Origin of the sequence: Clostridium sp. Marseille-P3244, assembly GCF_900120155.1 — a bacterium.
In the GTDB taxonomy this organism is placed as follows: Bacteria; Bacillota; Clostridia; order Lachnospirales; family Lachnospiraceae; genus Mediterraneibacter.
Window position 1 is genome coordinate 1,491,836 of record NZ_LT635549.1, and the last position, 25,677, is coordinate 1,517,512.

Below are 25,677 nucleotides of genomic sequence, written 5' to 3' on the forward strand. Positions count from 1 at the left end.
CTTAGAGTATACTGAAAACGGCCGGATCCTGCGGAAATCTTTACCGATGGACGGATGAGAGCCTGGGCAGGATCCATAAGGGAGGAACTATGGTTACGATCGAAGACAGATATTTTTCTGTCCCGCAGATCTGCGGGTCCGGTCAGTGCTTTCGCCTTGACCCGGTGTCGGAAAACAGTTATGAGCTGACTGCAGGCGGGCGTTATCTGAAGATTCGGACAGAGACAGCAGGAAACGAGGAGGATCCCATCTACCGGACGACTCTTTTCTGCCGGAAAGAGGAATATGAATCATTCTGGAAGCGTTATTTTGATCTGGATACCAGTTATGAAGCGTACCGGGAACGGATCGCTCCGGATGATGAATATTTAAGAAAAGCGGCGCAGTTTGGCAGAGGCATCCGCATTCTCAGACAGGATACCTGGGAAATGATCCTGACATTTATCCTGTCCCAGCAGAATAACATTCCCCGGATCAAGGGCCTGATACACGCGTTGAGTGAGAGATACGGGGAGAAGAAAACGACAGAGGACGGGATGGTATTCTATGCGTTCCCCCGGGCAGACCGGCTGGCCGGAGTCTGCGAGGAGGAACTGCGGGCGATGAAACTGGGATACCGGAGCCGGTATATCTGCGGAACTGCCCGGATGATCATAGAGAAGGCTGTAGATATCGAAGCACTTTCGGATATGGAGTATGAAAGCGCGCGGGCAGAGCTGATGAGGCTTCCGGGGATCGGAGGCAAAGTGGCAGACTGTATCTGTCTGTTTGCCCTTCATCAGATGGACGCGTTTCCGGTGGACACGCATATCCGGAAAGCGCTGGATGCACAGTACAGCGGCGGCTTTCCCTATGAAAGATACCGAGAGTGCGCCGGGGTGATGCAGCAGTACATATTTTATTATGATCTGAAACAGGGAAGGAGAACAAAGAAATGAAGATACTAGTTGTGGTGGATATGCAGAATGATTTTATCGACGGCTCTCTGGGGACGACAGAAGCCCAGAGGATCGTGCCGGCAGTGTCGGAAATGATCCGGGATTTTGACGGGCGGGTCATCGCCACCAGAGATACCCATGGAGAAAATTATCTGGAAAGTGAGGAAGGAAAACATCTTCCGGTGGTACACTGCGTGAAAGGAACAACGGGCTGGAAAATTCGCAGTGAGATCGCGGAAGCTGCTGCAGGGAAAGCAGGATATACGATTATTGACAAACCAACGTTTGGCAGCAAAGAGCTGGGCGAGTATATCCGGAAACTGAATGATACAGAAGAGCCTGTGGAAGAAATTACTTTGGCCGGATTATGTACGGATATCTGTGTGATCTCAAATGCGCTTCTGTTAAAGGCTTTTCTTCCGGAGGTTCCGATCCGGGTGGCCGGGGCATGCTGCGCCGGCGTTACTCCTGAGAGCCACCAGCAGGCGCTGAACGCCATGAAGATGTGCCAGATTGAGATCATATAGGTTGAGGTCATATAAAGAGAAAGCGGAGAACGGAGGAGACAACGGATGGAAAATTTTGCTTACTATACACCGACGAAAGTGGTTTTCGGAAAGGGCGCAGAAAAGCAGGCAGGGGAGTTGGTAAAGGAGCAGGGCTGCAGAAAAGTGCTGGTGCATTATGGAGGCGGCAGCGCAGTCAGGAGCGGACTTCTGGACCGGATTTACAGTTCGCTGGACGAGAATGGGATCTCATATATTTCTCTGGGCGGAGTTGTGCCAAATCCAAGACTGTCTCTGATCTACCGGGGCATTGACATGTGCCGGAAGGAAGGGGTTGACTTTATCCTTGCCGTGGGAGGCGGAAGCGTGATCGATTCTGCCAAGGCCATCGGGTATGGCATGGCAAATGAAGGAGATGTGTGGGATTTCTACGAAGGGCTGCGCACAGCGCAGGACTGCCTTCCGATCGGCGTCGTCCTTACCATCTCTGCGGCAGGTTCTGAGATGAGCAATTCTTCTGTCATAACAAAAGAAGAGGGATGGCTGAAGCGGGGTTATAAATCAGACCTCTGCCGTCCCAGATTTGCGGTCATGAACCCGGAGCTGACGGTAACGCTTCCCAAATATCAGACTTCCTGCGGATGTGTGGATATCATGATGCACACAATGGAGCGGTACTTTAATATGAGCGATAATATGGAGCTGACCGACGGGATCAGTGAACATCTGCTCCGCACAGTCATGAAGAACGCGGAGATCCTTATGGATGATCCAGAGAATTATAATGCCAGGGCGGAAGTTATGTGGGCAGGAAGCCTGTCTCATAACGGACTGACCGGATGCGGGACGGATGGAGGCGACTGGGCGTGCCATCAGCTGGAACACGAGCTGGGAGGAATGTTCGACGTGGCTCACGGAGCCGGGCTGGCGGCTGTCTGGGGCAGCTGGGCCAGGTATGTGATGGACGCGCGCCCGGAGCGGTTTGCCCGGTTCGCCGTGAACGTGATGGGGGTAATCCCCGGGGGCGATGATCAGGAGACGGCCCTGAAGGGAATTGAGGCAATGGAAGACTTTTACCGCAGGATCGAGATGCCGGTATGTATCCGGGACATGGGCATCCTCCTTACGGAAGAACAGATGCGTAAGCTGGCAGAAAAGTGCGGCCATTTCGGAAGACGGACCGTGGGGTGCGTGAAGAAACTGACAGAGGAAGATATGTATCAGATCTATGTCCTGGCCCGGGAATGAGAAGTTCCGGGCTGAGAAAATACCGACAACAGACAGAAACAGAGCAGGACAAAAGGAGGAAGTCAGAATGGAAGCAACACTCAAAGACTTAAAAGAGAGAAGAAGCATCCGCGCCTATAAGCCGGAACAGATCAGAGAAGAAGAGCTGCAGAAGATCCTTGAGGCAGGCATCTATGCTCCTACGGGCATGGGAATGCAGTCTCCCAAGATCGTTGTCGTACAGGACAAGAAGACCAGAGATCTTTTGTCAAAGCTGAACGCCCATTATCTGGGAAACGAAGGATGCGATCCCTTTTATGGGGCACCCACAGTCCTGGTGGTGCTGGCTTCAAGAGAACGTCCTACCTGCGTGGAGGACGGATCCCTTGTGCTTGGGAATCTGATGAACGCGGCTCAGGCAGTAGGAGTGGGGTCCTGCTGGATCCACCGGGCGAGAGAGGTGTTTGATTCAGAAGAAGGAAAAGCCCTGCTGAAACAGTGGGGGATCGAAGGCGATTATGTGGGCGTGGGACACTGTATCCTGGGATATCCGGCCGATGGCGCCGTACCGGAGGCAAAGTCCAGGAAAGAGGACTATATCGTATATGTGAGGGAATGAAATCATAGGGGCTCTCCGTGGAACAGCTGATAAAATTTATCAATTCAGGCAGTATACAGCCGGGCATCGGCGGGCATCCTTCCAGTATCCGGGAGGTTTGCGGTTTTGTGGTGTGTGCCTGCTTACAGATGTCATCTGCATGCAACAAAGATTTCCATTGACTAACTCTGCGCAGGCTTTCTACAATAAAGAAAAAGGAGTGATACTATGCAGGCGTTGTCAAATGTGAAAGCAGGGGAGACCTGCACGATCAAGTGGATGTTCGGACTGCCGGAAGTGATCGGGTTCCTGCGCAGCCGCCAAGTGGAGGAAGGAAGCACTGTGCGGGTCATACAGCAGTGCAGGGACAGTGTGATCATCGGGGTGCAGGACAGGAGACTCGCCCTTGGCAGTGAAGTGGCAGAGCGGATTAAAGTGTAGTCAGCAGCTGTAATTGGGAGTATAGCTATTGAAGCTGTTTAGCTGTGAAGTATAGATGAGTATGAAATTGCTTGACAAAATCCAATATGGGACTTATCCTATAAAAGTCCCATATTGGATTTTATTTTATGGAGGGAAGAATCTATGAACAATACCGTAAAGATTCAGAACACATTACTTTTACAGACGGCGAAAAGACTCAATGAACTATATCATAATTATGCTGTGTCACACGGATTGTCTGATCCCGCGCTGAATATTTTGTATACACTGTTTGATACGGATGGGCCGGTCACACAAAACGATCTTGCGGTGATGTGGAGTTATCCGAAACAAACGATCAATTTTACAATTTCCGGATTTGTGAAAAAAGGATATATCCGGCTTGAGCGTCTTGCCGGAGCCCGAAACAGCAAAGCGGTCAGACTGACAGATGAAGGACAGCGCCTCTGTCAGGCTATGATCGCTCCCTTAATGGAGTCTGAAGAGCGTTCCTTACTGCGGATGACGGAGGAAGAACGAGAGCTTATGGTAAAGCTGGAGGAAAAGCAGTGCAGATATTTTGAGGAAGAGATCAGGGAGATGATTCAAAAGAAAGGCAGAACAGAGGATATATGAAGAGGATCTTACCTTTTTTAAAACCTTATCAGCGGCAGCTTGCCCTGATTATACTGATCGTCTTTGCAGATGTGGGCGGCTCCCTTCTTGTCCCCACGATCACAGCTGATATGATCAATCTGGCAGTCGGCGGTGGAAGCGCTCGGAAGATTATACTAAGTGGTGCCATCATGTTGTGCATTGCTCTTTGCTCAGGAGGTCTGACTTTGTTGGGAAGCTGGCTGTGTGCCAGAATGTCGGCGGATATCGGGCGGGATCTTCGTTCAGCTCTCTACGACAGATCACAGGAGTTTTCAGCGTCAGATTTTGAAGTGTTCGGTACTGCTTCCATGATTACAAGAACAATGAATGATGTCAGCGTGATCCAGCAGTCTCTTATTAATTTCCTTCAAATGGTGCTTCCGGTTCCTGTGATGTGTGTGATGGGAATTATATTTTCATTCAGGATAGACCGGGATATGGGAGTGTTGATTTTTAGTGTTACCGTATTTGTGCTGACAGCCGCTCTTCTGATCATGCGGAAAGCCGCTCCTGTTTTTGAAAGACTACAGGGATTTCTTGACCGAATGAATGTGGTCCTGCGTGAAAATCTTACAGGCGTCAGGGTGATTCGTGCTTTTAACAAGGAATCTCATGAGACAGAAAGAATGAAAAAGACATTTGAAGAGTATGCGGAATCATCAATCCAGGCAAACCGTCTATTCGCGGGACTGGACTGTCTTGCCACTGTAACGATCAATTTCTGTATCGTGGCAGTACTTTATTTCGGGGGAAACCGTGTTGGAGCCGGGGAGATGAACATTGGTGATATTACCGCGATAACAGAATATGCAGTGTGGATTTTGTTCTATGTGATGATGGCACAAATGGTTATCCTGCTTATCCCCCGCGCTGTGACCTGTCTGCGGCGCGTCTGCGCAGTGCTGGAGCTGGAGCCGTCAATAGCGGACAGAGAATTGCTTCAGGAGAAAGAAACTGGAGAAAACAGCGATGAGGTGATCAATTTCGACCATGTATCTTTCGGGTTTGCCGATACGGATGTGAATACACTCTCTGATCTTTCTTTCTGCTGCAGGAGAGGAGAGACAACTGCGGTTATAGGGGGAACAGGAAGCGGAAAGTCTACGATAGCTAAGCTGATCATGCGTTTCCACGATGTTACATCAGGAAAGATCCTTATGATGGGACAGGACATTCGGAGCATCTCACAGCATAGACTTAGAGGACATATCTCTTATGTGCCTCAGAGAGCATGGCTGTTCTCTGGTACGATCGCGGAAAATCTAAGGTATGGAAATGAGAACGCCACGGAAGAAGAACTCAAGCATGCTCTTGGTGTGTCCCAGGCAGATTTTGTTCAGGATTTACCGGATGGAACGAATGCTTATGTGGCGCAGGGTGGCAGGAATTTTTCCGGAGGACAGAGGCAGAGATTATCCATAGCCCGCGCTCTCGTAAGAAAGGCGGATCTGTATATTTTTGATGACAGTTTTTCTGCGCTTGATTTTAAAACAGATGCGTCTCTCCGGCGTGCTCTGAAAAAAGAGACACGGGAGGCGGCGGTACTTATTATTGCTCAGCGTGTCAGCACTATCCTCCATGCGGATCAGATCCTGGTCGTGGACGATGGAAAGATCGTGGGGCTGGGGAGACATGAGGAACTATTGAAAACCTGTCCTGTTTATCGAGATATTGTAGACTCTCAGATGAAAGGAGGAGACGGGGATGTCTGAAGAAAAGAGCTATCTGGAGGAAGAAGCCCTGGAAGCTCAAAACGCAGGAAGGACTTTGCGCAGGTTCCTGCGCTCCATGGGAAAACAGCGGCTGCGTCTGATCATTGTTCTTCTCTCGGTGGCGTCCTATACGGTTTTCAATCTTCTGGCGCCTCTGTACAGCGCGTTGGTGGTAGATCTGATCTGGGAGCAGATCCAAGAACTTAGAAGTATTGAGGCCATTTTTCACATTACATGGACAACAGGAGGGCAGCAAATCTTTTTCCTGCTTGTTTTATATGCCACGGCCGGAATGTTTTATATACTGCAAAATTTTCTTATGGCCAGTTTCGCAGAACGCCTGAGTCTGCAATTGAGAAAGGAAGTAAGCGAAAAGCTGCATCGTCTGCCCCTTTCCTTCTATGACCGGCATCAGGCAGGCGAGATCATGAGTTATATCACTAATGATCTCGACAAGATGTCTGAAGCGTTGCAGACAGGTATGCTTCGACTGTTTGTGGCAGCGGGCACTGTTGTGGGGTCCATTGTTATGATGCTGCGGTTCAGCGTGGTGCTTACAATAATATTTCTTGCGTTTACCGGTGTTTCACTCCTGTTGACAAGTATTGTTTCAAAGCATACGCTTTTCTGTGCTGTGCAAAGACAGGAGGCGGTGGGAAAAATGAATGGCCTGATCGAGGAATCATACAGTGGAAGAATGGTCATCAAGGCCTTTAACCGCGAGTCGTGGAGCTCAGAAAAAGTGCAAAATGCTGCGGAAGAACTGGCCAGAGCTTCAGAAAAGGCGGATTTTTTGATCAACGCGGTGAATCCGGGGATCCGTATCATCAATCGATGCGGTCTGGTGGCGATCGCTGTTCTGGGCGGGAATATGCTGCTGAGCGGCAGAATGAGCCCTGGAATCTTCCAAGCCTTTTTTCAGTATGTTAATCAGGCAGGGGAACCGATCACGGAACTTTCTTACATGTTGAACTCCATGCAGTCCGCTTTAGCTTCAGTGGAGCGGGTATATGCGCTGCTGGATGAAGAGGAACTGTCACCGGAATCTGCTGTTTCGGTAAAGCCGGAAGCTGTGCGAGGCGCGTTGAAATTTTCTCACGTCCGCTTCGGATATACTTCAGAGAAGATATTAATGGAAGATGTTTCTTTTGGAGTGAATCCGGGTCAGAAGATCGCTATTGTCGGAAGTACGGGAGCGGGAAAGACAACACTTGTAAATCTGCTGATGCGTTTTTATGAGGTGAACGGAGGGAGGATCCTGCTGGATGGCACGAATACTGCCGACATGATACGGTCTGATCTGAGGGGATGTTTTGGCATGGTCCTGCAAGATGCCTGGCTTTTTGAAGGGACGATCGCGGAGAATATCGCCTATGGGAAACCCGACGCAGACCGTGAAGAGATTATTTCGGCGGCAAAGGCCGCCAGGGCACATTTTTTTATCCGTACACTGCCGCAGGGTTATGATACTGTGCTCAGTAATGATGCAGAAAATATCTCTATCGGTCAGCGTCAGCTTCTTACGATTGCCCGTGTGTTCCTCTGTGATCCCGAGATACTGATACTCGATGAGGCTACGTCGTCAGTAGACACCCGGACAGAGATGGAGATTGGAAGGGCCATGAAAGCTCTGATGGAGGGAAGGACCAGTTTCGTGATCGCCCATCGTCTGTCCACGATTATAGATGCGGATTTGATCCTCGTTATGCAGGATGGAACGATCATTGAGCAGGGAGATCACCGGGAGCTGCTTCGGGCAGGTGGAGCTTACGCGGAACTTTATAACAGCCAGTTCGCATAAAAATATGAGTGACACAATGGCCGGTCATTTCACGAAAATACTGGCAGAAAATCTGTGCCAATGATACAATCCCATCTTTGACAGTTGAAAGAGTAAAAAGAGGCTACAAACCCAGTAAATATGGGCGTTGTAGCCTCTTTCGGTCTTGCATCGATATGTGCTATATTTTGTCTCTTTCCAAAACTTTTGTATTTTTAATGAGAGTGCGCATGGAGGTTTTGGTAATGATCTCATAATCCGTACGGAAACCAAAAACCTGGTGCAGGGTATCTGTAAGTTCTGTACGGGTGTAAGAGGGGATATAACCGCCGGCAGAAGATAAAAGGGTCATCTTCATGGAACGCAGGGTTTGGATGAGTTGATTACACGTATAGTCCTCTCCAACAGCCTTTTCCAACAGCCGATACACGGTCAGGCTGAGATAGCAGGTCATGAAATGGGCTTTGATGTGGTCTTCTGTACGGACAAAGGCTGGGCGGGAGCCGAGATCCTCTTTCATGATGCGGAAGTTTTCTTCGATCTGCCAACGCTGCCGGTTGATCCGGATGATCTCACTTACCTCTCCCTCTAGATTGGTCACTACGGCATAAAACCCATCATACATCGCTTCTTTCTCGATCTGTTCCCGGTCAAGGGCATAGATTGTTTTTTCAGCGATCTCCCCATCCGCCGTAACCGTAGTGGCTTTTATAAAACGCATAGGATCATTCGGGTTTTTGCTCTTTCGTTTCTTCCCCGCGGAGGAGAAAAGTTTTTGCGCCCGTTCAATCTGGCCTTCCCGGATCCTTCTTTGGTAAGCGGCGTATTTCGGGGAATAGGTAACGATCAGAGTCTCATCCATATCTGCTGTCACAAGAGGGTATTCCTTATAATAAACAGAGTTGTAGGTCTCTTCATCCGTTTCATCCAGTGTGCGAAGGTCAATAAACTTTTTGGAACCTATCTTGCGGAACTGCGTGGGATCCATCGCGATCCTCCGTTCATCCTCTTTCATTTTTTTCAGAGAATGTGTGATCACATAGGCTCTGTTAGCGAAACTGTTGAAGCGGCGGTTATTCAGAGAACCCAGCCCGCTATCCGAACAGAAAATAAATTCGCTGCAGTTGAAATCCCGGATGATCTTCTGCTCTAATGGCTTCAAAGTTGTCTGTTCATTCTGGTTCCCGGGGAAAATATCGAAAGACAAAGGGATCCCGTCCGCATCCATGAACAAACCCATGGTCACGATCGGATTGGGACGATGTTCCTTGCTTTTGCCGTATCTGCGCAGTTCGTCCTCCTGTTCGATCTCAAAATAAAAGTTTGTGCAGTCGTAGTACAGGATTTTTTTGTTCCTGGGAAGGACAAAGTTGGAATTCTGGTAGAGTTCACTCTGTATAAAATCGGATTCCTCAGCAAGGACGGAAAGGGCACGGTAAACATCCTGTAAGGAGTATTTTGGCGGTTCCAGCAGGGTCTTGCAGTACGCATAGCTTTCCCGCTTGCTGGAGGGATGGAGAATACGGGCATAGATCAGGTCTGTTAAAATGGCGTGGAGATCATACAGATATTTATGGCGGCCTTTGATGGAACGGCAGATCTTATCCAGGCGAAGTTGGGTAACAAGGGACTGGAGAAAGAGATATCCGATGTTAAAAAGGCGCTGCTCATTTGGGGCGATACGTGCTCCCTGAGAAAAATCTATAGAAACTTTCCCGTTTTTCTGATTATAGAGTTCTGTTTCTTTTCGTGCTTCGTTTTTAGCCCATGCCAGCATCATATCTTTGTCTCCGTCAAACTGAGCGATGAGATCGTTAAATTTTCCGAGTTTTTTATAGATACGGGAAGATGATTTTCCATCCTCTTTCCGAAACGATTGATAAATATATACATCTTTATTATTTTTACTGCCTGTAATAGCGATATACATGATAAAAAACGCCTCTCTTTTCTTTTTATTATAACACACTATTACAAACAAGTACAGAGAAAAACATAAAATTTGACAAAAAAATGCAGGCTTTATGCGGCCTGCAAGGTATTTTTGATTTATTCAACTGTAAAACTCCCGAGCTTACGCGGAACTTTATAACAGCCAGTTCGCATAAAAATATGAGTGACACAATGGCCGGTCATTTCACGAAAATACTGGCAGAAAATCTGTGCCAATGATACAATAAGAACAATACAGGCAAAACGAATGTACGGAAAAGGATTCAGACAGAAAGGAGAGCTCAGATGGAAACCTACATGGAAATGCTTACAAAACGTGCAAATAATGCCGCGACCGAGGCTGCGAAGCTTGGTACTGCGGATAAAAACAGAGGGCTGCTGGCAGTGGCGGAAGAGCTGACCGCCCAGCAGGATATGATCCTTGCAGAGAATGAAAAAGATCTGGAAGCGGCCAGAGAAAAGGGGATCAAACAGTCCTTGATCGACCGGCTGGCACTTTCTGAGAAGCGTATCGACGATATGGCGGAAGGGTTAAGGCAGATCGCCGGACTGGACGATCCGGTGGGTGAGGTGCTGTATATGAAGACAAGACCGAACGGACTTCGGATAGGGCAGAAACGGGTTCCTCTCGGGGTCGTAGGCATTATTTATGAGTCCCGTCCCAATGTGACGGCAGATGCTTTCGGTCTCTGTTTCAAAACGGGGAACGCGGTGATCCTCCGCGGAGGAAGTGACGCGATCCATTCTAATCAGGCCATTGTGCGCGCCATCAAGTCCGGACTCCGGAAAGAGAAACTCTGCCAGGATCTGATCGTTCTGGTGGAAGATACGAGCCGCGAAGTGGTCGGCGAGATGATGAAGATGCATGGCGGCATTGATGTCCTTATCCCCAGAGGCGGAGCAGGACTGATCGCCAATGTGGTGGAGAACAGTACCGTGCCTGTGATCGAGACCGGGACCGGCAACTGTCATGTCTATGTGGATGCGTCTGCAGATATCCGGATGGCGGCAGACATTATAGAAAATGCCAAGACTCAGAGACTGGGAGTATGTAACGCCTGTGAATCTCTGGTAATACACGGGGACATCGCGCCGGAGGCGCTGCCACCCATTGTAGAGAAACTGAAAGCCCATGACGTTGAGATCCGGGGAGATGAGAGAGCGCGGGCGATCAGTGAGGATATTATTCCTGCGTCGGAAGAGGACTGGGGTACGGAATATCTGGACGCCATTATTTCCGTGAAGATCGTGGATACCATTGATGAGGCGATCGCCCATATCAATAAGTACAATACAGGACACTCAGAATCTATTGTCACAAGAGATTATGCGAACGCTCTGAAGTTCCAGGATGAGATCGACGCGGCGGCTGTTTATGTGAATGCGTCTACCCGGTTTACGGATGGTTTTGAGTTCGGATTCGGAGCGGAGATCGGCATCAGCACCCAGAAGCTTCACGCCAGAGGGCCGATGGGACTGGAAGCGCTGACTACCACAAAGTATATTATTTTCGGGAATGGACAGGTGAGGAAGTAGGCTGCGGCGGGAACCGCAGCAAGCTCACCGGAGAGGGCGCTATGCAGCAGCTCAGATCCGTCGCAAAGCTCCGGATCTTCGCTGTATGGCATGCGCCATATATCAAAACAGAGCCATGAGCCTGTGTGAGCTTGCTCACACATAGGCTTATGGCTCTGTTTTACTGCATAGCGGGTTTGGTTAACATATCCTCGGGAGTTGGGCGCCGGTCAGCCGGGAGAGGATGCGTCTGCCGCCGATGGGGGTTTTCAGAAGGACTTTTCCGGGCATTTCTTCTGTGACGGTGCCGATCCGGGCAGCGGCTTCCCCTCCGGGAACGGAGCGGATGGCGTCCAGTACTGCCGGAGCGGCTTCGGGTGCGCAGACCGCCAGCATCCGGCCTTCACAGGCACAGTACAGGGGATCCAGTCCCAGCATATCGCAGGCCGCAGTGACGGAAGGATCTGTCGGGATGTCTGTCTCTGTCAGTTCGATGGAGAAGGGCATGCCGTCGGTGAATTCGTTGAGTGTGGTAGCGACGCCGCCTCTTGTAGGGTCACGGAGGATACGGATGGCTCCGGGATACCTGCTGTCTGCCGCATCCAGCGTCGCGGCGGAAATGCGGTGGAGCGGACGGCAGTCGGAGAGAAGCGGGCTGTCCTCCCGGAGCAGGCCTGCGCGGGCCATCATGACAGCGGCCCCGTGGCAGCCCACCGTCCCGCTGATCAGAACGGCATCACCGGGCCGGATGGCATCCCTCCCGGGCAGCCCGGCCTTCTGAAAGCCGATCCCCGCCGTATTGATATAGATTCCGTCTCCTTTGCCTGAGTCTACCACTTTGGTATCGCCGGTGACGATGGTCACGCCGGCTTCCCCGGCTTCCTCTGCTATGGAAGATACGATCTGCCGGAGATCAGAAAAGAGAAATCCTTCCTCCAGGATGAAGGACAGGCTTAAATATCTGGGCGTTCCGCCTGCCATGCACAGGTCGTTCACAGTTCCGCATACCGAAAGCTTTCCGATATCTCCGCCGGGGAATTTCCAGGGAGACACGACGAAGCTGTCCGTGGAGAATACCAGTCTGTTGCTGCCTTCCAGGACCGCCCCGTCGCCCAGCAGGGAAAGGGCGGGATTGTCAAAGGCGGGAAGCAGGATGGACTCGATCAGTTCAGCGGTCTTTCTCCCGCCGCTCCCGTAATCCAGCGTGATCCTTTCATTCATTTCTTATTTCCTCCTGTCTCTTTTAGGATATACGCTCCGAACTGCCATGCGGCGGCGCATGCTCCTTCACCGGATACCATGCAGGGTCCTACCGGGTTTTCCGGGGAACAGGTTTTCCGGAAAAGAGGACATTCTGCAGGGGAAGCAGTCCCGCGGATGACCTGGGCGCAGCGGCATCCGGGGCTCTCTTTGTCCGGTCCCGGATGAAGGGCGAATTTTAACGCGGCATCCCAGGGAGCGTATGGATCCTTCAGGGCATAACCGCTGGCATCTATGCGGCCCAGGCCTCTCCAGTCCGAGGAAACCGGGCGGAATATCTGATCCATAAGAGCAATGGCAGCGGGATTTCCCCGGGGGCGTACGATCCGGGTATATTCATTTTTTACGGCAGGCCGGTCCTGCGCCAGCATCTGCATCAGCTCCAGAATGGAGTACAGAAGGTCCGCCGGCTCAAATCCGCTCACCACACCGGGAAGATGGTAGTCATCTGTCAGGAAGGAAAAAGCGTCTGATCCGATGACGGCGGCCACATGTCCCGGACAGAGGAAACCGTTTACCCGGAAATCCGGCGCCTCAATGAGAGCGCGCAGGGCAGGCTCAGTCTTTTTGAGCAGGCAGAGGACAGAGAAATTTTTCAGCTCCAGCCTGGCTGCTTCCTGCACGCAGGCGGCAGTGCCCGGAGCTGTGGTCTCAAATCCCACGCCCAGGAATACCACCTCCAGCTCCGGATGTTCCCGGGCGATCCGGATGGCATCCATGGGGGAATAGACAGATTCCACCTTTCCTCCCTGTGCCCTGCGGGCCAGAAGACTGTCGCCCTGCCGGGAGCCGGGAACCCGCAGAAGGTCCCCGTAGCTGGTGATCATGATCCCGGGCTGCCGGGAAAGCTCCAGGATCATATCGATCACATTGGCAGGTGTGACGCAGACCGGGCATCCGGGCCCTGAGAGGAGACGGACAGAATCCGGGAGAACGCTCTTGATCCCACTGCGGGCGATGGCCATGGTATGGGTTCCGCAGATCTCCATCAGGCGCACCGGCCCCGTTAGGACAGAAAGCGAGCGGATCTTTTCCAGAAGTTCAGGAGCATTTTCCGGCTGTCTGAATTTACGGTCAAAGAGCATCTTTCATTTCCTCCAGCAGTTCCAGATTTTCCTGTGCTTCTTTTTCTGTCATTTTCTGTATGGCAAATCCGGCGTGGACCATGACATAGTCCCCCGGCTTTGCATCCGGGACAAAGTCGATCCGGATATCCTGGATAAGGCCTCCTGATTCACAGGCGGCGGATGTTCCGTCAATAGTCTGGATCTTCATTGGCATAGCTAAACACATAATGATCAGGCTCCTTTGGTTTCTGACTTTTTCTGCGCGATGGCCAGCTGTCCCAGGCTCAGGCCTTCGTCGTTGGCCGCAGCCTGTCTGTGGGTGTATACGGAGAATCCGTTTTCCTCCAGGAGCCGGGTGACGCCGGACAGGAGAAAACGGTTCTGAAATACACCGCCGGACAATACGACCGGATGTTTCTCCGGATTCAGGGACAAGGACTGCTCCAGCGCCATGCAGCACAGAGAGGCCATAAAGCGCAGAGCGATGTCTCCGGAAAAGACTCCCCGGTCCAGGTCCTCCAGGATCCCGGATATAAGCGGGCGGGTATCGAAATACCGGAGATGACCCTCCTTGTAAAAACGGAGGGGATAGGACAATTCCTTCAGAGACCGTTCCTGTTCCTTGGGCGTCTCCACCGGAGAAAGAGACTCCAGCAGCATGGCGCCTTCTCCCTCAAAATCCACGCTGGAACGGCTAAGCACCAGTGCGCACACGCCGTCGAACAGACGGCCGATGCTGCTGGCGGAAGGAGACAGCCCGCCGGTGATCATTGTCTCTGCGGCCCGGCATTTGTCTTCCGTGAGAGGAACATGGGGATACCCCGGTTTTTCCGCGTCGTTTACAAGCGCCAGGGCAATCCGGCCGATCTCCCGGACCGCCTGGTCTCCTCCCGGAAGCGGGATCGGGCGGATGCTGCCGTCTCTGGAAAATCCGCTGAAGTCTCCGGTCAGGAACTCGCCGCCCCAGATGGAGCCGTCTGTGCCCAGTCCGGTGCCGTCCCAGATGATCCCGAAGCACCGGCTGTCCAGTCCGTTGTCCGCCATGCAGGACGCCATATGCGCCCAGTGGTGCTGAACCCGCAGAAGCGGGACGCCTGCCGCTTTTGCGGAATCCTCGGCCTCCACTGTAGAAAGATAATCCGGGTGGAGGTCACATACATATACAGAAGGATGGAGCCGGAACAGCCGGCAGTAGGTCTCAAGCGCATTTTTATAATGAGAGAGTGTCTCTGCATTTTTCAGGTCTCCGATATGGGGGCTGAAAAAAACCCGGGAACCCTGTCCCAGGGCGAAGGAGGCTTTTTGTTCCGCGCCCATGGCAAAGATCCCGTCTGCATTTTTCCCCAGATCAAGAGGGCGGGGCACGTATCCGCGGCTTTTCCGCAGAAAATATTCCCGTCCCTTCCATTCTGTGACAAGAGAATCATCACACCGGTTTACGATGTCACGGTTATGCAGGAGAAAACCGTCTGCCACAGTGCCCAGTAAATGCAGGGCTTCGTCATTGTCCGTGATGACCGGGCAGCCCGAAACATTCCCGCTGGTCATGACGACCATGTCAGGCCCTCCGTATGTTCCGTCCAGGAGGAGCATGTGCAGGGGAGTGTAGGGCAGCAGGATCCCGATCCGGGCGCTGAAGCTCAGTTCTTTAAAACTTTCCCGGTCTTTTTTGGAAAGCAGGACGATGGGACGGGCGGGACTGGCCAGGATCCGTTCTTCCTCCGGGGAGATGTGGCAGATCTCCCTTGCAGTCTCAACGGAACGGCACATGACCGCAAGGGGCCGTTCCATCCGGCGCTTCCTTTGGCGGAGCCGGTTTACCGCATCCGGATTCCGGGCATCGCAGGCGAGATGGATGCCTCCGGTGCCTTTTACGGCAAGGATGCGGCCTTCAGACAGCAGCTTCTGGGAAACCTCAAAAGGATCGCCTTTTTCGGCGCCGACAAAATATGCCCCTGGTCCGCAGTCCGGGCAGCAGTCCGGCTGCGCGTGGTATCTCCGGTCACTGATATCGTGATACTCTCTCTCACAGTCCGGACACATGGGAAAGGATTTCATTGCGGTCCGTTCCCGGTCATAGGGCAGGGAATGGATGATCGTGTACCTGGGCCCGCAGTTGGTACAGTTGATAAAGGGATACCGGTATCTGCGGTCAGAGGGGGTGTACAGCTCTTTCGCACACTCCGGGCAGATGGAGATATCCGGAGAGACCAGGGTCGATCCGGGATCCGTATGACTTTCCCGGATGGAGAAATCCCGGAAACCCCTTCGGCTATTGAGAGGCGTGGCCTCTATATGGTCAACTGCCGCCATGGGCGGCGGGGATGATCTCAGCGCCGAGAGAAATTCCCGCAGTTCACCGGGCCTGCCCTCCAGCTCGCCTTCCAGTCCGGAAGAAGTATTGCGCACCCACCCCTGTATGTGAAACTGCTCAGCCAGACGGTGGAGGAACGGTCGGAAGCCGACTCCCTGCACGATCCCCTGTACAGAAATATGGATACATTCTCTGGACACATCTGCATCTATGGTTTCGTGATGTCTCATAATACAGCCTTCCGGATCTGTCCGGCAATAAATTCTTCCAGTGAATCCAGGCCCTCGCCGCTGCGGCTGCTGACCCGGAAAAGGGGAGCCCCGGGATTCACACTCTCATAGTTGGCGCAGACTCTCTGTTCATCAAAATCGAAATAAGGAAGCATGTCGTATTTGTTCAGGACCAGGCAGTCTGTATCCGTGAACATAAGGGGATATTTTTCTACTTTGTCATCTCCCTCCGGGATGCTGAGAAGAGTTATGCGCAGACTTTCCCCGATCCGGAATTCCGCCGGGCAGACAAGATTTCCGATATTTTCCACAAAAATGACATCCAGGTCGTTGAGAGGCAGTTCCGGCAGGATATGCTGAATACTCATTGCCTCGATATGGCAGGCTCCGTCCGTGTTCAGCTGGACGGTCGGGATCCCCAGGGCAGCGATGCGCTCCGCATCCACTTTACCGGCGATGTCCCCTTCGATGACGCCGATCCGGAAGGAAGCTTTGAGCCGTTCGATGAGAGCGGTGATGAGACTGGTCTTTCCGGCGCCCGGGCTGCCCATTATATTGATCAGGCAGACGCGGTGTTCGGCCAGTGTCTTTTTCACTTCCTCACTTACATCCTCATTCCAGTCCATGATCTGATGCAGTACTTTTATCTCCATTGAAATCTACCTCCATATTTTTAATATAGAATTCCCTGCCGGACAGCAGTTCCAGGGCCAGGCTCCCGCAGTGGGGACATTCCAGGTGATGGGGAGAGATCTGTCCCTCCCGCCGGCATTCCCGGCAGCGTACTTTAACCGGAAGAAATTCCGCTTCGATCCTGGCGCCTTCGGCGGGGGTCCCTTCGGAGAGCATATCCAGATAGATCTGGATGCAGTCCGGGACAATGCCCTTAAGCTGCCCGATGCAGAGCCGGATTACGCGTATTTTTGAGGCTTTCAGCCGTTCCGCTTCCTTCAGGCAGTTTTCCAGGATGTGTTCGGTGATGCTCAGCTCGTGCATGCGGAACCTCCTTTTGATTTTCTGGTATTTGCTGTCAGAAAAAGGAATCCTCTGTTTCTGACAATGTACATTGTAGCACATCCGGAGAAAAAGAGAAGAGAAAAAAATTCAAGTCAAGTATTGTAAATTTTAAAAAACAGGATTATAACTGTTATAGGCAATTTTGTATATAAACATGCAAGGATTGACAAAAATGAGAGAGAGGAAGGTCGGATCATGATAATGATACCATTTCTGATCGGAATACCGGTGCTGCTGGCGGTACTGTTTCCCTTTATCAGGCAGGAGAAGATAAGGGGATATGTAGTGTACGCAGGCGCCGGTATCATTATGTTTGCGACGATTGTATTCATCGTGGTGTGGCTGACAGACGGTGCGCAGACATGGGCGCTGTATCCGTCAACGGAATGGGCGGATCACCTGATAGCGGCCGGCGACATTTTCCTGATGTGTCTGATCGTGTATATGGGCATAAAATACAGGAGGGTTCTGCCCATCCTGCTTTCGGTTGTCCAGACAGTGCTGATGCTGTACATAGAGGCCACAACGGAAGTGACGGAAGGACCGCATATGGGGGTGGACTGGATGACAGTGCTGATGTGCATTATCATCGCGGTCATCGGCGGTTTTATCTGTATCTATACAGTAGGATATATGAAAGGCTACCATAACCATCACAAAGAGGTGAAGGACAGGCAGCCCTTCTTCTTTTCTATGCTGTTTCTGTTCCTTGGAGCCATGTTTGGCCTTGTCCTGTCGCAGAATCTGATCTGGATGTATTTCTTCTGGGAGGTCACCAGTGTGATCTCGTTCCTGATGATCGGATATACAAGGACGGAAGAGGCGGTCAATAACAGTTTCTGTGCCCTCTGGATGAATCTGCTGGGCGGACTGGGCTTTGCCATGGCTATCGCGTGGATGGCCGCGGTGGAAGGTACGGTTCAGCTTTTGGATGTGTGCAGTGTGGGAGGAGAGCTTCCGTTGATCTGCCTGGCTCTGGCCGGTTTGACTAAATCGGCTCAGCTGCCGTTTTCTACCTGGCTGGTGGGAGCGATGGTGGCGCCCACTCCTTCCAGCGCGCTGCTGCACAGTGCCACGATGGTCAAGGCAGGAGTATATCTGCTGCTGCGGATTTCACCGGCGTTTGCGGGCACCACAACAGGGGTCATCGTCTCCAGCATCGGAGGGTTTACTTTTATTGCGGCCAGTATGATGGCGATCGCCCAGAATGACGGGAAGAAGGTGCTTGCCTTCTCCACCATCTCCAATCTGGGACTGATCGTGGGGTGCGCGGGCATTGGCGTGGAAGAGACGGTCTGGGCGGCGATCTTCCTGATGATCTTTCATTCGGTCAGCAAATCCATGCTGTTCCAGTCTGTCGGGGCAACGGAGAATACGCTGGGATCACGGGACATCGAAGATATGCACGGATTGATCGTCCGTGTGCCGAAGCTGGCATATATCATGGGGATCGGGATCGCCGGGATGTACCTGGCGCCCTTCGGGATGCTGATCTCCAAGTGGGTGGCTCTGAAAGCCTTTGTAGATTCCGGAAACTTTATCCTGGTGCTGTTTATCGCTTACGGCAGCGCCACCACGATGTTCTACTGGACGAAATGGCTGGCGAAGCTGCTGTGCTATCATATACCCAGAGAGACGGTAAAGGATGTGACCTGCAGGGATGAATATGTCTCCATGTTTTTCCACGCCGCGTCCATGCTCCTGCTCTGTCTGTTCCTGCCATTTGTAGCGGTGGGAGTCGTCAATCCCATTGTCCGTGAGCTGTTCGGGAACTCGACGGATGTGCTGTCCATGAGCGTGCTGACGACGATGGCGGTCATGCTCGTCTCCATTTTTATCGTTCCGGTAGTGATGTTCTTTATCAGCAGGATGTCACACAGGGAGCTGGTACCCATTTATATGAACGGCGTCAATGAGGGAGACAACCGTTATTTTACGAACAGTTATGGAAAGAAGGAGCATCTGTATCTGAGCAACTGGTATCTGCGGTTTGAATTCGGCAGAAGGCATCTGAGGATTCCTTCCATTATTCTGGCGACGGCATTGCTTGTGATCGGCTTTTGTATTGTGATCGGAGGTGCGATATGATTCGGGTAGTTATGGTACTTGCATTTTTGATCCTGGGACCTTTGGTGGGCGGACTGCTGGACGGCGCGGACCGGATCATCAGCGCCCGCATGCAGCGCAGAAGAGGACCGAAACTGCTACAGCCATTTTATGATCTGGGGAAATTATTTTCAAAAGAACTGATCGCGGTAAATAATGTCCAGCTTCTGCTGAACTTAAGTTATCTTGTGATCCTGATGATCGCAGGGTCTATGCTGTTTGCGGGAGCGGATCTCCTGATGGTACTTTTTATCCTGAGTACGGCAGATATGTTCCTGATCATGGCGGCATCCAGCGATTCTTCACCTTACGCCAACATGGGAGCCAGCAGGGAGATGCTTCAGATGATGGCTTACGAGCCTCTGACCCTCCTTGTGGCGGTAGGTTTTTATCTGACGACAGGATCCTTTCATGTATCTGATATTGTGACAATGGATTACAGCGCAGTAGCGTGGATGCCGGGACTGCTGGTTGGATTTATGTTTACCGCGGCAATAAAATTCAGGAAATCTCCGTTCGATCTGTCCACCAGCCATCATGCCCATCAGGAGATGGTGAAGGGACTTACCACGGAAATGTCCGGGATGACGCTGGCGATCATGGAGATCGCGGAATATTACGAGAGAGTCCTTCTGTTTGGGATTTTCTTCCTCTTTTTTATAAACAGTACCTGGTGGAGCTGGATCGCGGCTCTGATCATCTGTTCGGGCATCTTTTTCCTTGAGACGCTGTGGGACAATGTGGCTGCCCGGGTGAAGTGGAAGGTGCTCTTCTATGGATGCTGGACAGTGACGCTGGTAGCAGGAGGAATTAATATCCTGATCCTGATGCTGGTAAAATAAGTGGAGGGTTTCAATTATGAGCAAGGTATCAAAATCACCATGGCTGCTCCACTATGACGCGAGCAGCTGCAACGGATGTGACATAGAAGTGCTGGACTGTCTGACACCGAAGTATGATATCGAACGGTTCGGGATCATAAATACAGGAGACCCGTTCCAGGCAGATATCCTTCTGATCACAGGAGGCGTCAACAGCCAGACAGAGAGTGTGGTAAAGCAACTGTACAGCCAGATGCCGGAACCTAAAGTTGTGGTGGCAGTAGGGATCTGTGCCTGTACAGGCGGTGTTTTTAAGGAATGCTATAATATCAAAGGCGGGATAGACACTGTCATTCCCGTAGACGTATATGTGCCGGGATGCGCGGCGCGTCCGGAGTCCATTATCGACGGTGTTGTCAGAGCGCTGGAGATACTGGATGAGAAGCAGGCTGCACACAGAAAGGGCAGGAGGTGACAGGGATGGATGATAAGAAGATGCCTGAGGGAAAAAGCGAAGCCGAACACAGGAGAGAGATCGGCTATAAAAGCGAGATCCGGGAAATATCTCTGGAAAATTTCTTCCAGGCTGTGCTGGCAATGAGGGCGCAGGGCTGGCGTCTGGCCCAGATCTGTGCCGTTTGCGTGGAAGGCGGATATGAGATGAGCTACTCCTTCTGCAACGATAAAAATTACTGGATGCTGACGCTCCGGCTGGATGTAAAAGAAGATCAGGAAATCGCCAGTATCACGCATATCTACCCGTGTGCGTTTATCCAGGAAAATGAAGCGGCGGAACTTTTCGGGGTGAAGATCAAGCACATTGAGCCGGATTATCATAATACGCTGTATCGGATCGATGAGGCTGCACCGTTTAAGAAAAAGGAGTAGGAAAAATGGCAAAGAGAAGTATAGTACCGTTTGGCCCCCAGCACCCGGTGCTGCCGGAGCCGGTCCATCTGGATCTTGTGCTGGAGGACGAGACCGTAGTGGATGTGGTGCCGAGCATCGGATTTATTCACAGAGGGCTGGAAAAACTGGTCGAAAAACGAGATTTTAAACAATATGTATATGTGGCGGAGCGTATCTGCGGGATATGCAGCTGCGGACACGGATTGGGATACTGTCAGGCAGTGGAGGAAATTATGGGGATCCAGGTACCTGACCGCGCAAAATACTTAAGGACGATCTGGCTGGAAATGAGCCGTCTCCACAGCCATCTGCTGTGGATGGGACTGCTGGCGGATGCCATGGGATTTGAAAGCCTGTTCATGGAGAGCTGGCGGATGCGTGAAAAAGTGCTGGATATGTTTGATGAGACGACAGGTGGAAGGATCATCCATTCTGTCAATCAGGTGGGCGGCGTACAGAAAGATATGGACAGCGACATGTTAAACCATATTCTCAGTATGGTCAGCGATCTGCAGAAGGAGTTAAAGCCTGTTGTTGATACATTTCTCCAGGATTATACCGTTCAGAGCCGACTGAAGGGGACCGGGATCCTGAGCCGGGAAGACGCGGTCGGAATGGGCGCCGTAGGTCCTATGCTCCGTGCCAGCGGCGAGCCCTATGACGCCCGCCTGCTGGGGTATGCGGCGTACGGGGATCTGAGTGTGGAGCCCATGATCTCTACAGAGTGTGATTCCTACGCAAGATGCGAAGTGCGTCTGAAGGAACTGTTTCAGTCCTTCGATCTGATCCGGGAGGCCATCGGGAAAATCCCGGCAGGAGAGATCAGCGTGCCGGTTAAGGGGAATCCGTCCGGGGAATTTTTCGTGCGGATCGAGCAGCCCAGAGGAGAGGGGATCTATTATGTGAAGGGAAACGGGACAAAATTTCTTGACCGGTTCCGGCTACGCACACCTACGACAAGCAATATCCCTCCCATGGTGGAGATGCTCAAGGGCTGTCAGCTGGCGGATGTGCCGCTGCTGATCCTGACAATAGACCCGTGTGTGAGCTGTACAGAGCGATAGATTATGACGATATCCTGCTGTGAAAGCGGAAGATTGGAGCAGTAGTATGGAAAAGACAAGATTATTTACATTGACTGGAAGGGTACTGAAGAATCTCTTCCGGAAACCGGCTACGGTAAAGTATCCGGATCAGCCTGTAGAGTACCCGGAAAGGATGCGCGGGCATGTAGGCATCCGGATTGAAGAATGTATTACCTGCGGCCTGTGCATGCGTTCCTGTCCGTCTCAGGCGATCCAGGTGGACCGAAAGGCGGGAACATGGACGATCGACCGCTTTGACTGTGTTCAGTGCGGCAGCTGCGTCAATGTCTGCCCGAAGAAATGTCTGACCATGGAGATGGGGTACACGGCTCCGGATGTGGCAAAAAAGAGCGAGACATATACAAAGCCGCAGGAAGAGAGACCCAAGGAAGCTCCGGACGGCGGCACGGATGCCGCTGCGGGAGGAAAGCCCGAGGCAGATCTGGAAAAATGTGTATACTGTACTTTGTGTGCGAAGAAGTGTCCTCAGGAGGCCATCCAGGTGGACCGGAAAGAAAAGATATGGAAGCTGGATGCTGAGAAATGTGTGGAGTGTGGACTCTGTGTCTCCTCATGCCCGAAGAAAGCGATTACAATGAAATAGCAGATGGAATAATAGCAGAGAAGATTTATCCCCGGGGCGGCCCTGAGACTGAATGCAGTGGACAGACGCCGCGGGGATTTTTTCTGCTATCATCGGAAAAATAATATTGAAATATTTCATAAATACATTGTAATTATTCCGATTGTGTAATATACTAAATTTACGCTAACAGCCCTCAAAGCAGGAGGAATGAAAAAGATGGACTATTTAACTGTGACACAGACAGCGGAAAAATGGGGTCTCTCTACCCGCCGTGTTCGTATGCTTTGTGCCAACGGCGAAATTGACGGAGTTATCCGCAAAGGCAAATTATATATGATACCCGCGGAAACAGAAAAACCCTTGGATAAACGAAAGCTGCCGAACAAAAGAAAACGCGGCAGATTTGCAGATATACTAACTGAAATAGATATCAAAAAAATTAAACTTGATGGCATGCGGCCGCTTACTGCAGGCGAAGCACAACGCTTACGTGACGAATTTATGGTCGATTTTACTTATAATTCAAATGCTATTGAAGGCAATACGCTGACACTTAAAGAAACCGCTATGGTGCTCCAGGGAATGACCATAGACCGCAAGCCTTTGAAAGACCATCTTGAAGCAGTCGGCCATCGTGACGCATTTCTTTATATCCAAGATATTGCACAAAATAAAACAAGGTTGAGAGACACGGAAATTAAGGCAGTTCATTCACTGGTACTAATGAACAGACCGGAAGATAAAGGAGTTTACCGCCGCATTCCCGTTACGATTGCAGGCGCATATACCGCACCGGTGCAACCATATCTTATTGAGTCGAAATTGACGGCGCTGCTTGCCGAAAATGAAGAGCGAAAAAAGACAATGCATCCGATTGAACGTATTGCCCGTTTTCATCTTGAATTTGAGGGAATACACCCGTTTATCGACGGTAATGGCAGAACAGGCCGTTTAATTCTAAATCTTGAGCTTATTCGAAGTGGTTATCCTGCGATCAATGTTAAGTTTGCTGACCGTAAACGCTACTATGACGCTTTTGACGCGTTTTATCGTGACGGGAAAGCCGATGATATGATATTACTTGTCGCCGAGTATGTAGATGAAAGACTCGGTAAATATTTGGAGATTGTAAAAGAGTAAAAATTTTAGGGAAAACAACAAGGCATGCATTTAGCTGAGGTGCGATAACGAAGTAAATATGTAAGGTGGCGGTGCGGCCAAAAGGCTGTGCCGCCGCTTTGCTGTCAGGCCGTTTTTTGTCAACGAGCTTGTTGTATTTAAGGGGTTGCATAATATTCTCAAAAGATGTATAATTATGCAACGGTTCCTGTAATGCATGAAATACTTTACTTGTTGCCCCATGTGGTATATGATTAAAAAATGTAATGCAGGACAGACAGTATGTATATGGCTGTAAATACGGAAAAGAGGAGTTTGGGAAATGATAAAAGTCGGAATCATCGGGGCCACCGGATATGCAGGCGGCGAGCTGGTGCGCATCCTGACAGGGCATAAAGATGCAGAGATCAAGTGGTATGGATCCAGAAGCTATATTGACCAGAAATATGCGGATGTATACCGGAATATGTTCCGGATCGTGGACGCGGTCTGTATGGATGACAATATGGAAGCGCTGGCGGACCAGGTGGACGTGATCTTCACGGCCACGCCTCAGGGACTGTGCGCGTCCCTTATAAATGAAGAGATCCTGTCCAGGACAAAGGTGATCGATCTGAGTGCGGATTTCCGCCTGAAGGATGTTAAAGTCTATGAGGAGTGGTACCGGATAGAACATAAGGCGCCTCAGTTTATCGGGGAGGCAGTCTACGGCCTGTGCGAGATTAACCGGGAAGACATCCGGAAAGCCAGGCTGGTGGCAAATCCGGGCTGCTATACCACCTGCTCCATCCTGACAGCATGGCCTCTGGCGAAGGAAGGACTGATCGACATGAGCACCCTGATCATAGACGCCAAGTCGGGAACATCCGGAGCAGGCCGCGGGGCGAAGCTGCCCAACCTGTTCTGCGAGGTCAACGAGAATATCAAAGCCTACGGAGTGGCCGGCCACCGCCACACCCCGGAGATCGAGGAGCAGCTTGGATACGCGGCCGGGGAACCGGTGGTCTTAAGCTTTACGCCCCATCTTGTTCCCATGAACCGGGGCATCCTGGCGACAGAGTACGCGAGCCTGAAAAAGGATGTGAGCTGGGAGGATGTAAAGGCAGTTTATGACAGATATTATGGAGAAGAAAAATTCATCCGTGTTCTGGACAAAGATATTTGTCCGGAGACAAAGTGGGTGGAAGGAAGCAATTATGTGGACATCGGATTTAAGATCGATCCCAGGACCCGTCGGATCATCATGATGGGGGCTATCGATAATCTGGTGAAAGGCGCTGCGGGACAGGCGGTCCAGAATATGAACCTGATGTTCGGCCTTAAGGAGAGCGAAGGGCTGGAACTGGTGCCCATGTTCCCATAGGGAGAGGTGTTTTTATTCATGATACGTGTGATGACCATAGAAGATTATGACGGGGTCTATGCTCTGTGGAAGAAGATCAAAGGCTTCGGGATCCGCAGCATCGATGATTCCCGGGAGGGAGTGGAGCGGTTCCTGAAGCGGAATCCGACGACCAGCGTGGTGGCGGTCAGGGATGGCAGGATCGTCGGGAGTATCCTGTGCGGCCACGACGGCAGGAGAGGATGTCTTTACCATGTCTGTGTGGACGAGAAGTACCGGCGGCAGGGAATCGGGAGAGATATGGTGGTCTTTGCGATGAAAGCTCTGAAAGAGGAGAAGATCAACAAAGTATCGCTCATTGCCTTTACGAAGAACGACATCGGGAACGCGTTCTGGAACACCATCGGATGGACGGAACGCCTGGATCTGAATTATTATGATTTTACATTAAATGAGGCAAACATCACTGCCTTTAATGAGCAGTGACCATTGTATAACTGCCCCGGGAATAA

25 protein-coding genes are annotated in these 25,677 nt (G+C 51.3%); 18 read left to right on the forward strand and 7 right to left on the reverse strand.

Annotated elements, in window-relative coordinates:
• Positions 1-89 precede the first annotated feature (89 nt).
• From BQ7367_RS08925 to BQ7367_RS08960, 8 genes are all read left to right on the forward strand, one after another.
• On the forward strand, positions 90-938 hold the full coding sequence (locus tag BQ7367_RS08925) for a DNA-3-methyladenine glycosylase family protein (protein ID WP_072525126.1): 849 nt from the start codon (positions 90-92) through the stop codon (positions 936-938).
• Positions 935-1,465, forward strand: a complete 531-nt coding sequence (locus tag BQ7367_RS08930) for a cysteine hydrolase family protein (protein WP_072525127.1) — start codon at positions 935-937, stop codon at positions 1,463-1,465. Before BQ7367_RS08925 ends, BQ7367_RS08930 begins: the two co-directional genes overlap by 4 nt.
• A gap of 45 nt (positions 1,466-1,510) precedes the next feature.
• On the forward strand, positions 1,511-2,692 hold the full coding sequence (locus BQ7367_RS08935) for an iron-containing alcohol dehydrogenase (RefSeq protein ID WP_072525128.1): 1,182 nt from the start codon (positions 1,511-1,513) through the stop codon (positions 2,690-2,692).
• A 67-nt stretch (positions 2,693-2,759) separates the two neighbouring features.
• Entirely contained in the window at positions 2,760-3,290 is a 531-nt protein-coding gene (locus BQ7367_RS08940; RefSeq protein WP_072526153.1) for a nitroreductase, read from the forward strand.
• Between the two features lie 207 nt (positions 3,291-3,497).
• Positions 3,498-3,710, forward strand: a complete 213-nt coding sequence (locus tag BQ7367_RS08945) for a FeoA family protein (RefSeq protein ID WP_072525129.1) — start codon at positions 3,498-3,500, stop codon at positions 3,708-3,710.
• A gap of 144 nt (positions 3,711-3,854) precedes the next feature.
• Complete coding sequence (locus BQ7367_RS08950; protein WP_072525130.1) at positions 3,855-4,328, forward strand: MarR family winged helix-turn-helix transcriptional regulator; 474 nt, start codon at positions 3,855-3,857, stop codon at positions 4,326-4,328.
• The gene (locus tag BQ7367_RS08955; protein WP_072525131.1) at positions 4,325-6,061 is read left to right on the forward strand and encodes an ABC transporter ATP-binding protein; all 1,737 of its coding nucleotides are present in this window, start codon (positions 4,325-4,327) and stop codon (positions 6,059-6,061) included. Before BQ7367_RS08950 ends, BQ7367_RS08955 begins: the two co-directional genes overlap by 4 nt.
• On the forward strand, positions 6,054-7,862 hold the full coding sequence (locus BQ7367_RS08960; RefSeq protein WP_072525132.1) for an ABC transporter ATP-binding protein: 1,809 nt from the start codon (positions 6,054-6,056) through the stop codon (positions 7,860-7,862). The genes BQ7367_RS08955 and BQ7367_RS08960 overlap by 8 nt, the downstream gene beginning before the upstream one ends.
• Before the next feature lie 160 nt (positions 7,863-8,022).
• Here the strand turns inward: BQ7367_RS08960 and BQ7367_RS08965 are convergent, their stop codons facing one another.
• Positions 8,023-9,771 carry an IS1634 family transposase gene (locus tag BQ7367_RS08965; protein ID WP_072524224.1) on the reverse strand — a complete coding sequence of 583 codons (1,749 nt, stop codon included), beginning with the start codon at positions 9,769-9,771 and terminating at the stop codon, positions 8,023-8,025.
• Between the two features lie 308 nt (positions 9,772-10,079).
• Between BQ7367_RS08965 and BQ7367_RS08970 the strand changes: the two genes are divergently transcribed.
• Complete coding sequence (locus BQ7367_RS08970; RefSeq protein ID WP_072525133.1) at positions 10,080-11,330, forward strand: glutamate-5-semialdehyde dehydrogenase; 1,251 nt, start codon at positions 10,080-10,082, stop codon at positions 11,328-11,330.
• Between the two features lie 180 nt (positions 11,331-11,510).
• Here the strand turns inward: BQ7367_RS08970 and hypE are convergent, their stop codons facing one another.
• The 6 genes from hypE to hypA are packed head-to-tail and all read right to left on the reverse strand — an operon-like array spanning position 11,511 to position 17,176.
• Complete coding sequence (gene hypE / locus BQ7367_RS08975) at positions 11,511-12,530, reverse strand: hydrogenase expression/formation protein HypE (RefSeq protein WP_072525134.1); 1,020 nt, start codon at positions 12,528-12,530, stop codon at positions 11,511-11,513.
• On the reverse strand, positions 12,527-13,654 hold the full coding sequence (gene hypD / locus BQ7367_RS08980; RefSeq protein ID WP_072525135.1) for a hydrogenase formation protein HypD: 1,128 nt from the start codon (positions 13,652-13,654) through the stop codon (positions 12,527-12,529). Before hypD ends, hypE begins: the two co-directional genes overlap by 4 nt.
• Positions 13,644-13,862, reverse strand: coding sequence for a HypC/HybG/HupF family hydrogenase formation chaperone (locus tag BQ7367_RS08985; RefSeq protein ID WP_072525136.1), 219 nt, complete (start codon positions 13,860-13,862; stop codon positions 13,644-13,646). Before BQ7367_RS08985 ends, hypD begins: the two co-directional genes overlap by 11 nt.
• A gap of 5 nt (positions 13,863-13,867) precedes the next feature.
• On the reverse strand, positions 13,868-16,180 hold the full coding sequence (gene hypF, locus BQ7367_RS08990; protein WP_072525137.1) for a carbamoyltransferase HypF: 2,313 nt from the start codon (positions 16,178-16,180) through the stop codon (positions 13,868-13,870).
• Positions 16,177-16,833: a hydrogenase nickel incorporation protein HypB gene (hypB, locus tag BQ7367_RS08995; protein ID WP_072525138.1), complete on the reverse strand. Its 657-nt coding sequence runs from the start codon at positions 16,831-16,833 to the stop codon at positions 16,177-16,179. Before hypB ends, hypF begins: the two co-directional genes overlap by 4 nt.
• Positions 16,793-17,176: a hydrogenase maturation nickel metallochaperone HypA gene (gene hypA, locus BQ7367_RS09000; protein WP_072525139.1), complete on the reverse strand. Its 384-nt coding sequence runs from the start codon at positions 17,174-17,176 to the stop codon at positions 16,793-16,795. The genes hypB and hypA overlap by 41 nt, the downstream gene beginning before the upstream one ends.
• Positions 17,177-17,392: 216 nt before the next feature.
• Here hypA and BQ7367_RS09005 point away from each other — a divergent pair, with 216 nt between their 5' ends.
• The 9 genes from BQ7367_RS09005 (at position 17,393) to BQ7367_RS09045 (ending at position 25,651) form a co-directional block, all read left to right on the forward strand.
• The gene (locus tag BQ7367_RS09005) at positions 17,393-19,285 is read left to right on the forward strand and encodes an NADH-quinone oxidoreductase subunit 5 family protein (RefSeq protein WP_072525140.1); all 1,893 of its coding nucleotides are present in this window, start codon (positions 17,393-17,395) and stop codon (positions 19,283-19,285) included.
• A complete protein-coding gene (locus tag BQ7367_RS09010; RefSeq protein WP_072525141.1) occupies positions 19,282-20,145 on the forward strand; it encodes a complex I subunit 1 family protein in 864 nt (287 codons plus the stop codon). The genes BQ7367_RS09005 and BQ7367_RS09010 overlap by 4 nt, the downstream gene beginning before the upstream one ends.
• 16 nt (positions 20,146-20,161) lie before the next feature.
• Positions 20,162-20,599, forward strand: a complete 438-nt coding sequence (locus BQ7367_RS09015) for an NADH-quinone oxidoreductase subunit B family protein (RefSeq protein WP_072525142.1) — start codon at positions 20,162-20,164, stop codon at positions 20,597-20,599.
• A gap of 5 nt (positions 20,600-20,604) precedes the next feature.
• Entirely contained in the window at positions 20,605-21,012 is a 408-nt protein-coding gene (locus BQ7367_RS09020; protein WP_235837582.1) for an NADH-quinone oxidoreductase subunit C, read from the forward strand.
• Positions 21,013-21,017: 5 nt separating this feature from the next.
• A complete protein-coding gene (locus tag BQ7367_RS09025; RefSeq protein WP_072525143.1) occupies positions 21,018-22,097 on the forward strand; it encodes a hydrogenase large subunit in 1,080 nt (359 codons plus the stop codon).
• A 46-nt stretch (positions 22,098-22,143) separates the two neighbouring features.
• Positions 22,144-22,722, forward strand: a complete 579-nt coding sequence (locus BQ7367_RS09030) for a 4Fe-4S binding protein (RefSeq protein WP_072525144.1) — start codon at positions 22,144-22,146, stop codon at positions 22,720-22,722.
• 198 nt (positions 22,723-22,920) lie between these two features.
• Positions 22,921-23,844: a Fic family protein gene (locus tag BQ7367_RS09035; RefSeq protein ID WP_072525145.1), complete on the forward strand. Its 924-nt coding sequence runs from the start codon at positions 22,921-22,923 to the stop codon at positions 23,842-23,844.
• A 301-nt stretch (positions 23,845-24,145) separates the two neighbouring features.
• Positions 24,146-25,186 (forward strand): N-acetyl-gamma-glutamyl-phosphate reductase, encoded by a 1,041-nt coding sequence (gene argC / locus BQ7367_RS09040; RefSeq protein WP_072525146.1) that lies wholly within the window; start codon positions 24,146-24,148, stop codon positions 25,184-25,186.
• A gap of 18 nt (positions 25,187-25,204) precedes the next feature.
• Positions 25,205-25,651 carry a GNAT family N-acetyltransferase gene (locus BQ7367_RS09045; RefSeq protein ID WP_072525147.1) on the forward strand — a complete coding sequence of 149 codons (447 nt, stop codon included), beginning with the start codon at positions 25,205-25,207 and terminating at the stop codon, positions 25,649-25,651.
• Positions 25,652-25,677: the final 26 nt, after the last annotated feature.

Coding starts and splice junctions, on each gene's coding strand:
- BQ7367_RS08925 (WP_072525126.1), top strand. CDS start 90: ATGGTTACGATCGAAGACAGATATTTTTCTGTCCCGCAGATCTGCGGG.
- BQ7367_RS08930 (WP_072525127.1), top strand. CDS start 935: ATGAAGATACTAGTTGTGGTGGATATGCAGAATGATTTTATCGACGGC.
- BQ7367_RS08935 (WP_072525128.1), top strand. CDS start 1,511: ATGGAAAATTTTGCTTACTATACACCGACGAAAGTGGTTTTCGGAAAG.
- BQ7367_RS08940 (WP_072526153.1), top strand. CDS start 2,760: ATGGAAGCAACACTCAAAGACTTAAAAGAGAGAAGAAGCATCCGCGCC.
- BQ7367_RS08945 (WP_072525129.1), top strand. CDS start 3,498: ATGCAGGCGTTGTCAAATGTGAAAGCAGGGGAGACCTGCACGATCAAG.
- BQ7367_RS08950 (WP_072525130.1), top strand. CDS start 3,855: ATGAACAATACCGTAAAGATTCAGAACACATTACTTTTACAGACGGCG.
- BQ7367_RS08955 (WP_072525131.1), top strand. CDS start 4,325: ATGAAGAGGATCTTACCTTTTTTAAAACCTTATCAGCGGCAGCTTGCC.
- BQ7367_RS08960 (WP_072525132.1), top strand. CDS start 6,054: ATGTCTGAAGAAAAGAGCTATCTGGAGGAAGAAGCCCTGGAAGCTCAA.
- BQ7367_RS08965 (WP_072524224.1), bottom strand. CDS start 9,771: ATGTATATCGCTATTACAGGCAGTAAAAATAATAAAGATGTATATATT.
- BQ7367_RS08970 (WP_072525133.1), top strand. CDS start 10,080: ATGGAAACCTACATGGAAATGCTTACAAAACGTGCAAATAATGCCGCG.
- hypE (WP_072525134.1), bottom strand. CDS start 12,530: ATGAATGAAAGGATCACGCTGGATTACGGGAGCGGCGGGAGAAAGACC.
- hypD (WP_072525135.1), bottom strand. CDS start 13,654: ATGCTCTTTGACCGTAAATTCAGACAGCCGGAAAATGCTCCTGAACTT.
- BQ7367_RS08985 (WP_072525136.1), bottom strand. CDS start 13,862: ATGTGTTTAGCTATGCCAATGAAGATCCAGACTATTGACGGAACATCC.
- hypF (WP_072525137.1), bottom strand. CDS start 16,180: ATGAGACATCACGAAACCATAGATGCAGATGTGTCCAGAGAATGTATC.
- hypB (WP_072525138.1), bottom strand. CDS start 16,833: ATGGAGATAAAAGTACTGCATCAGATCATGGACTGGAATGAGGATGTA.
- hypA (WP_072525139.1), bottom strand. CDS start 17,176: ATGCACGAGCTGAGCATCACCGAACACATCCTGGAAAACTGCCTGAAG.
- BQ7367_RS09005 (WP_072525140.1), top strand. CDS start 17,393: ATGATAATGATACCATTTCTGATCGGAATACCGGTGCTGCTGGCGGTA.
- BQ7367_RS09010 (WP_072525141.1), top strand. CDS start 19,282: ATGATTCGGGTAGTTATGGTACTTGCATTTTTGATCCTGGGACCTTTG.
- BQ7367_RS09015 (WP_072525142.1), top strand. CDS start 20,162: ATGAGCAAGGTATCAAAATCACCATGGCTGCTCCACTATGACGCGAGC.
- BQ7367_RS09020 (WP_235837582.1), top strand. CDS start 20,605: ATGGATGATAAGAAGATGCCTGAGGGAAAAAGCGAAGCCGAACACAGG.
- BQ7367_RS09025 (WP_072525143.1), top strand. CDS start 21,018: ATGGCAAAGAGAAGTATAGTACCGTTTGGCCCCCAGCACCCGGTGCTG.
- BQ7367_RS09030 (WP_072525144.1), top strand. CDS start 22,144: ATGGAAAAGACAAGATTATTTACATTGACTGGAAGGGTACTGAAGAAT.
- BQ7367_RS09035 (WP_072525145.1), top strand. CDS start 22,921: ATGGACTATTTAACTGTGACACAGACAGCGGAAAAATGGGGTCTCTCT.
- argC (WP_072525146.1), top strand. CDS start 24,146: ATGATAAAAGTCGGAATCATCGGGGCCACCGGATATGCAGGCGGCGAG.
- BQ7367_RS09045 (WP_072525147.1), top strand. CDS start 25,205: ATGATACGTGTGATGACCATAGAAGATTATGACGGGGTCTATGCTCTG.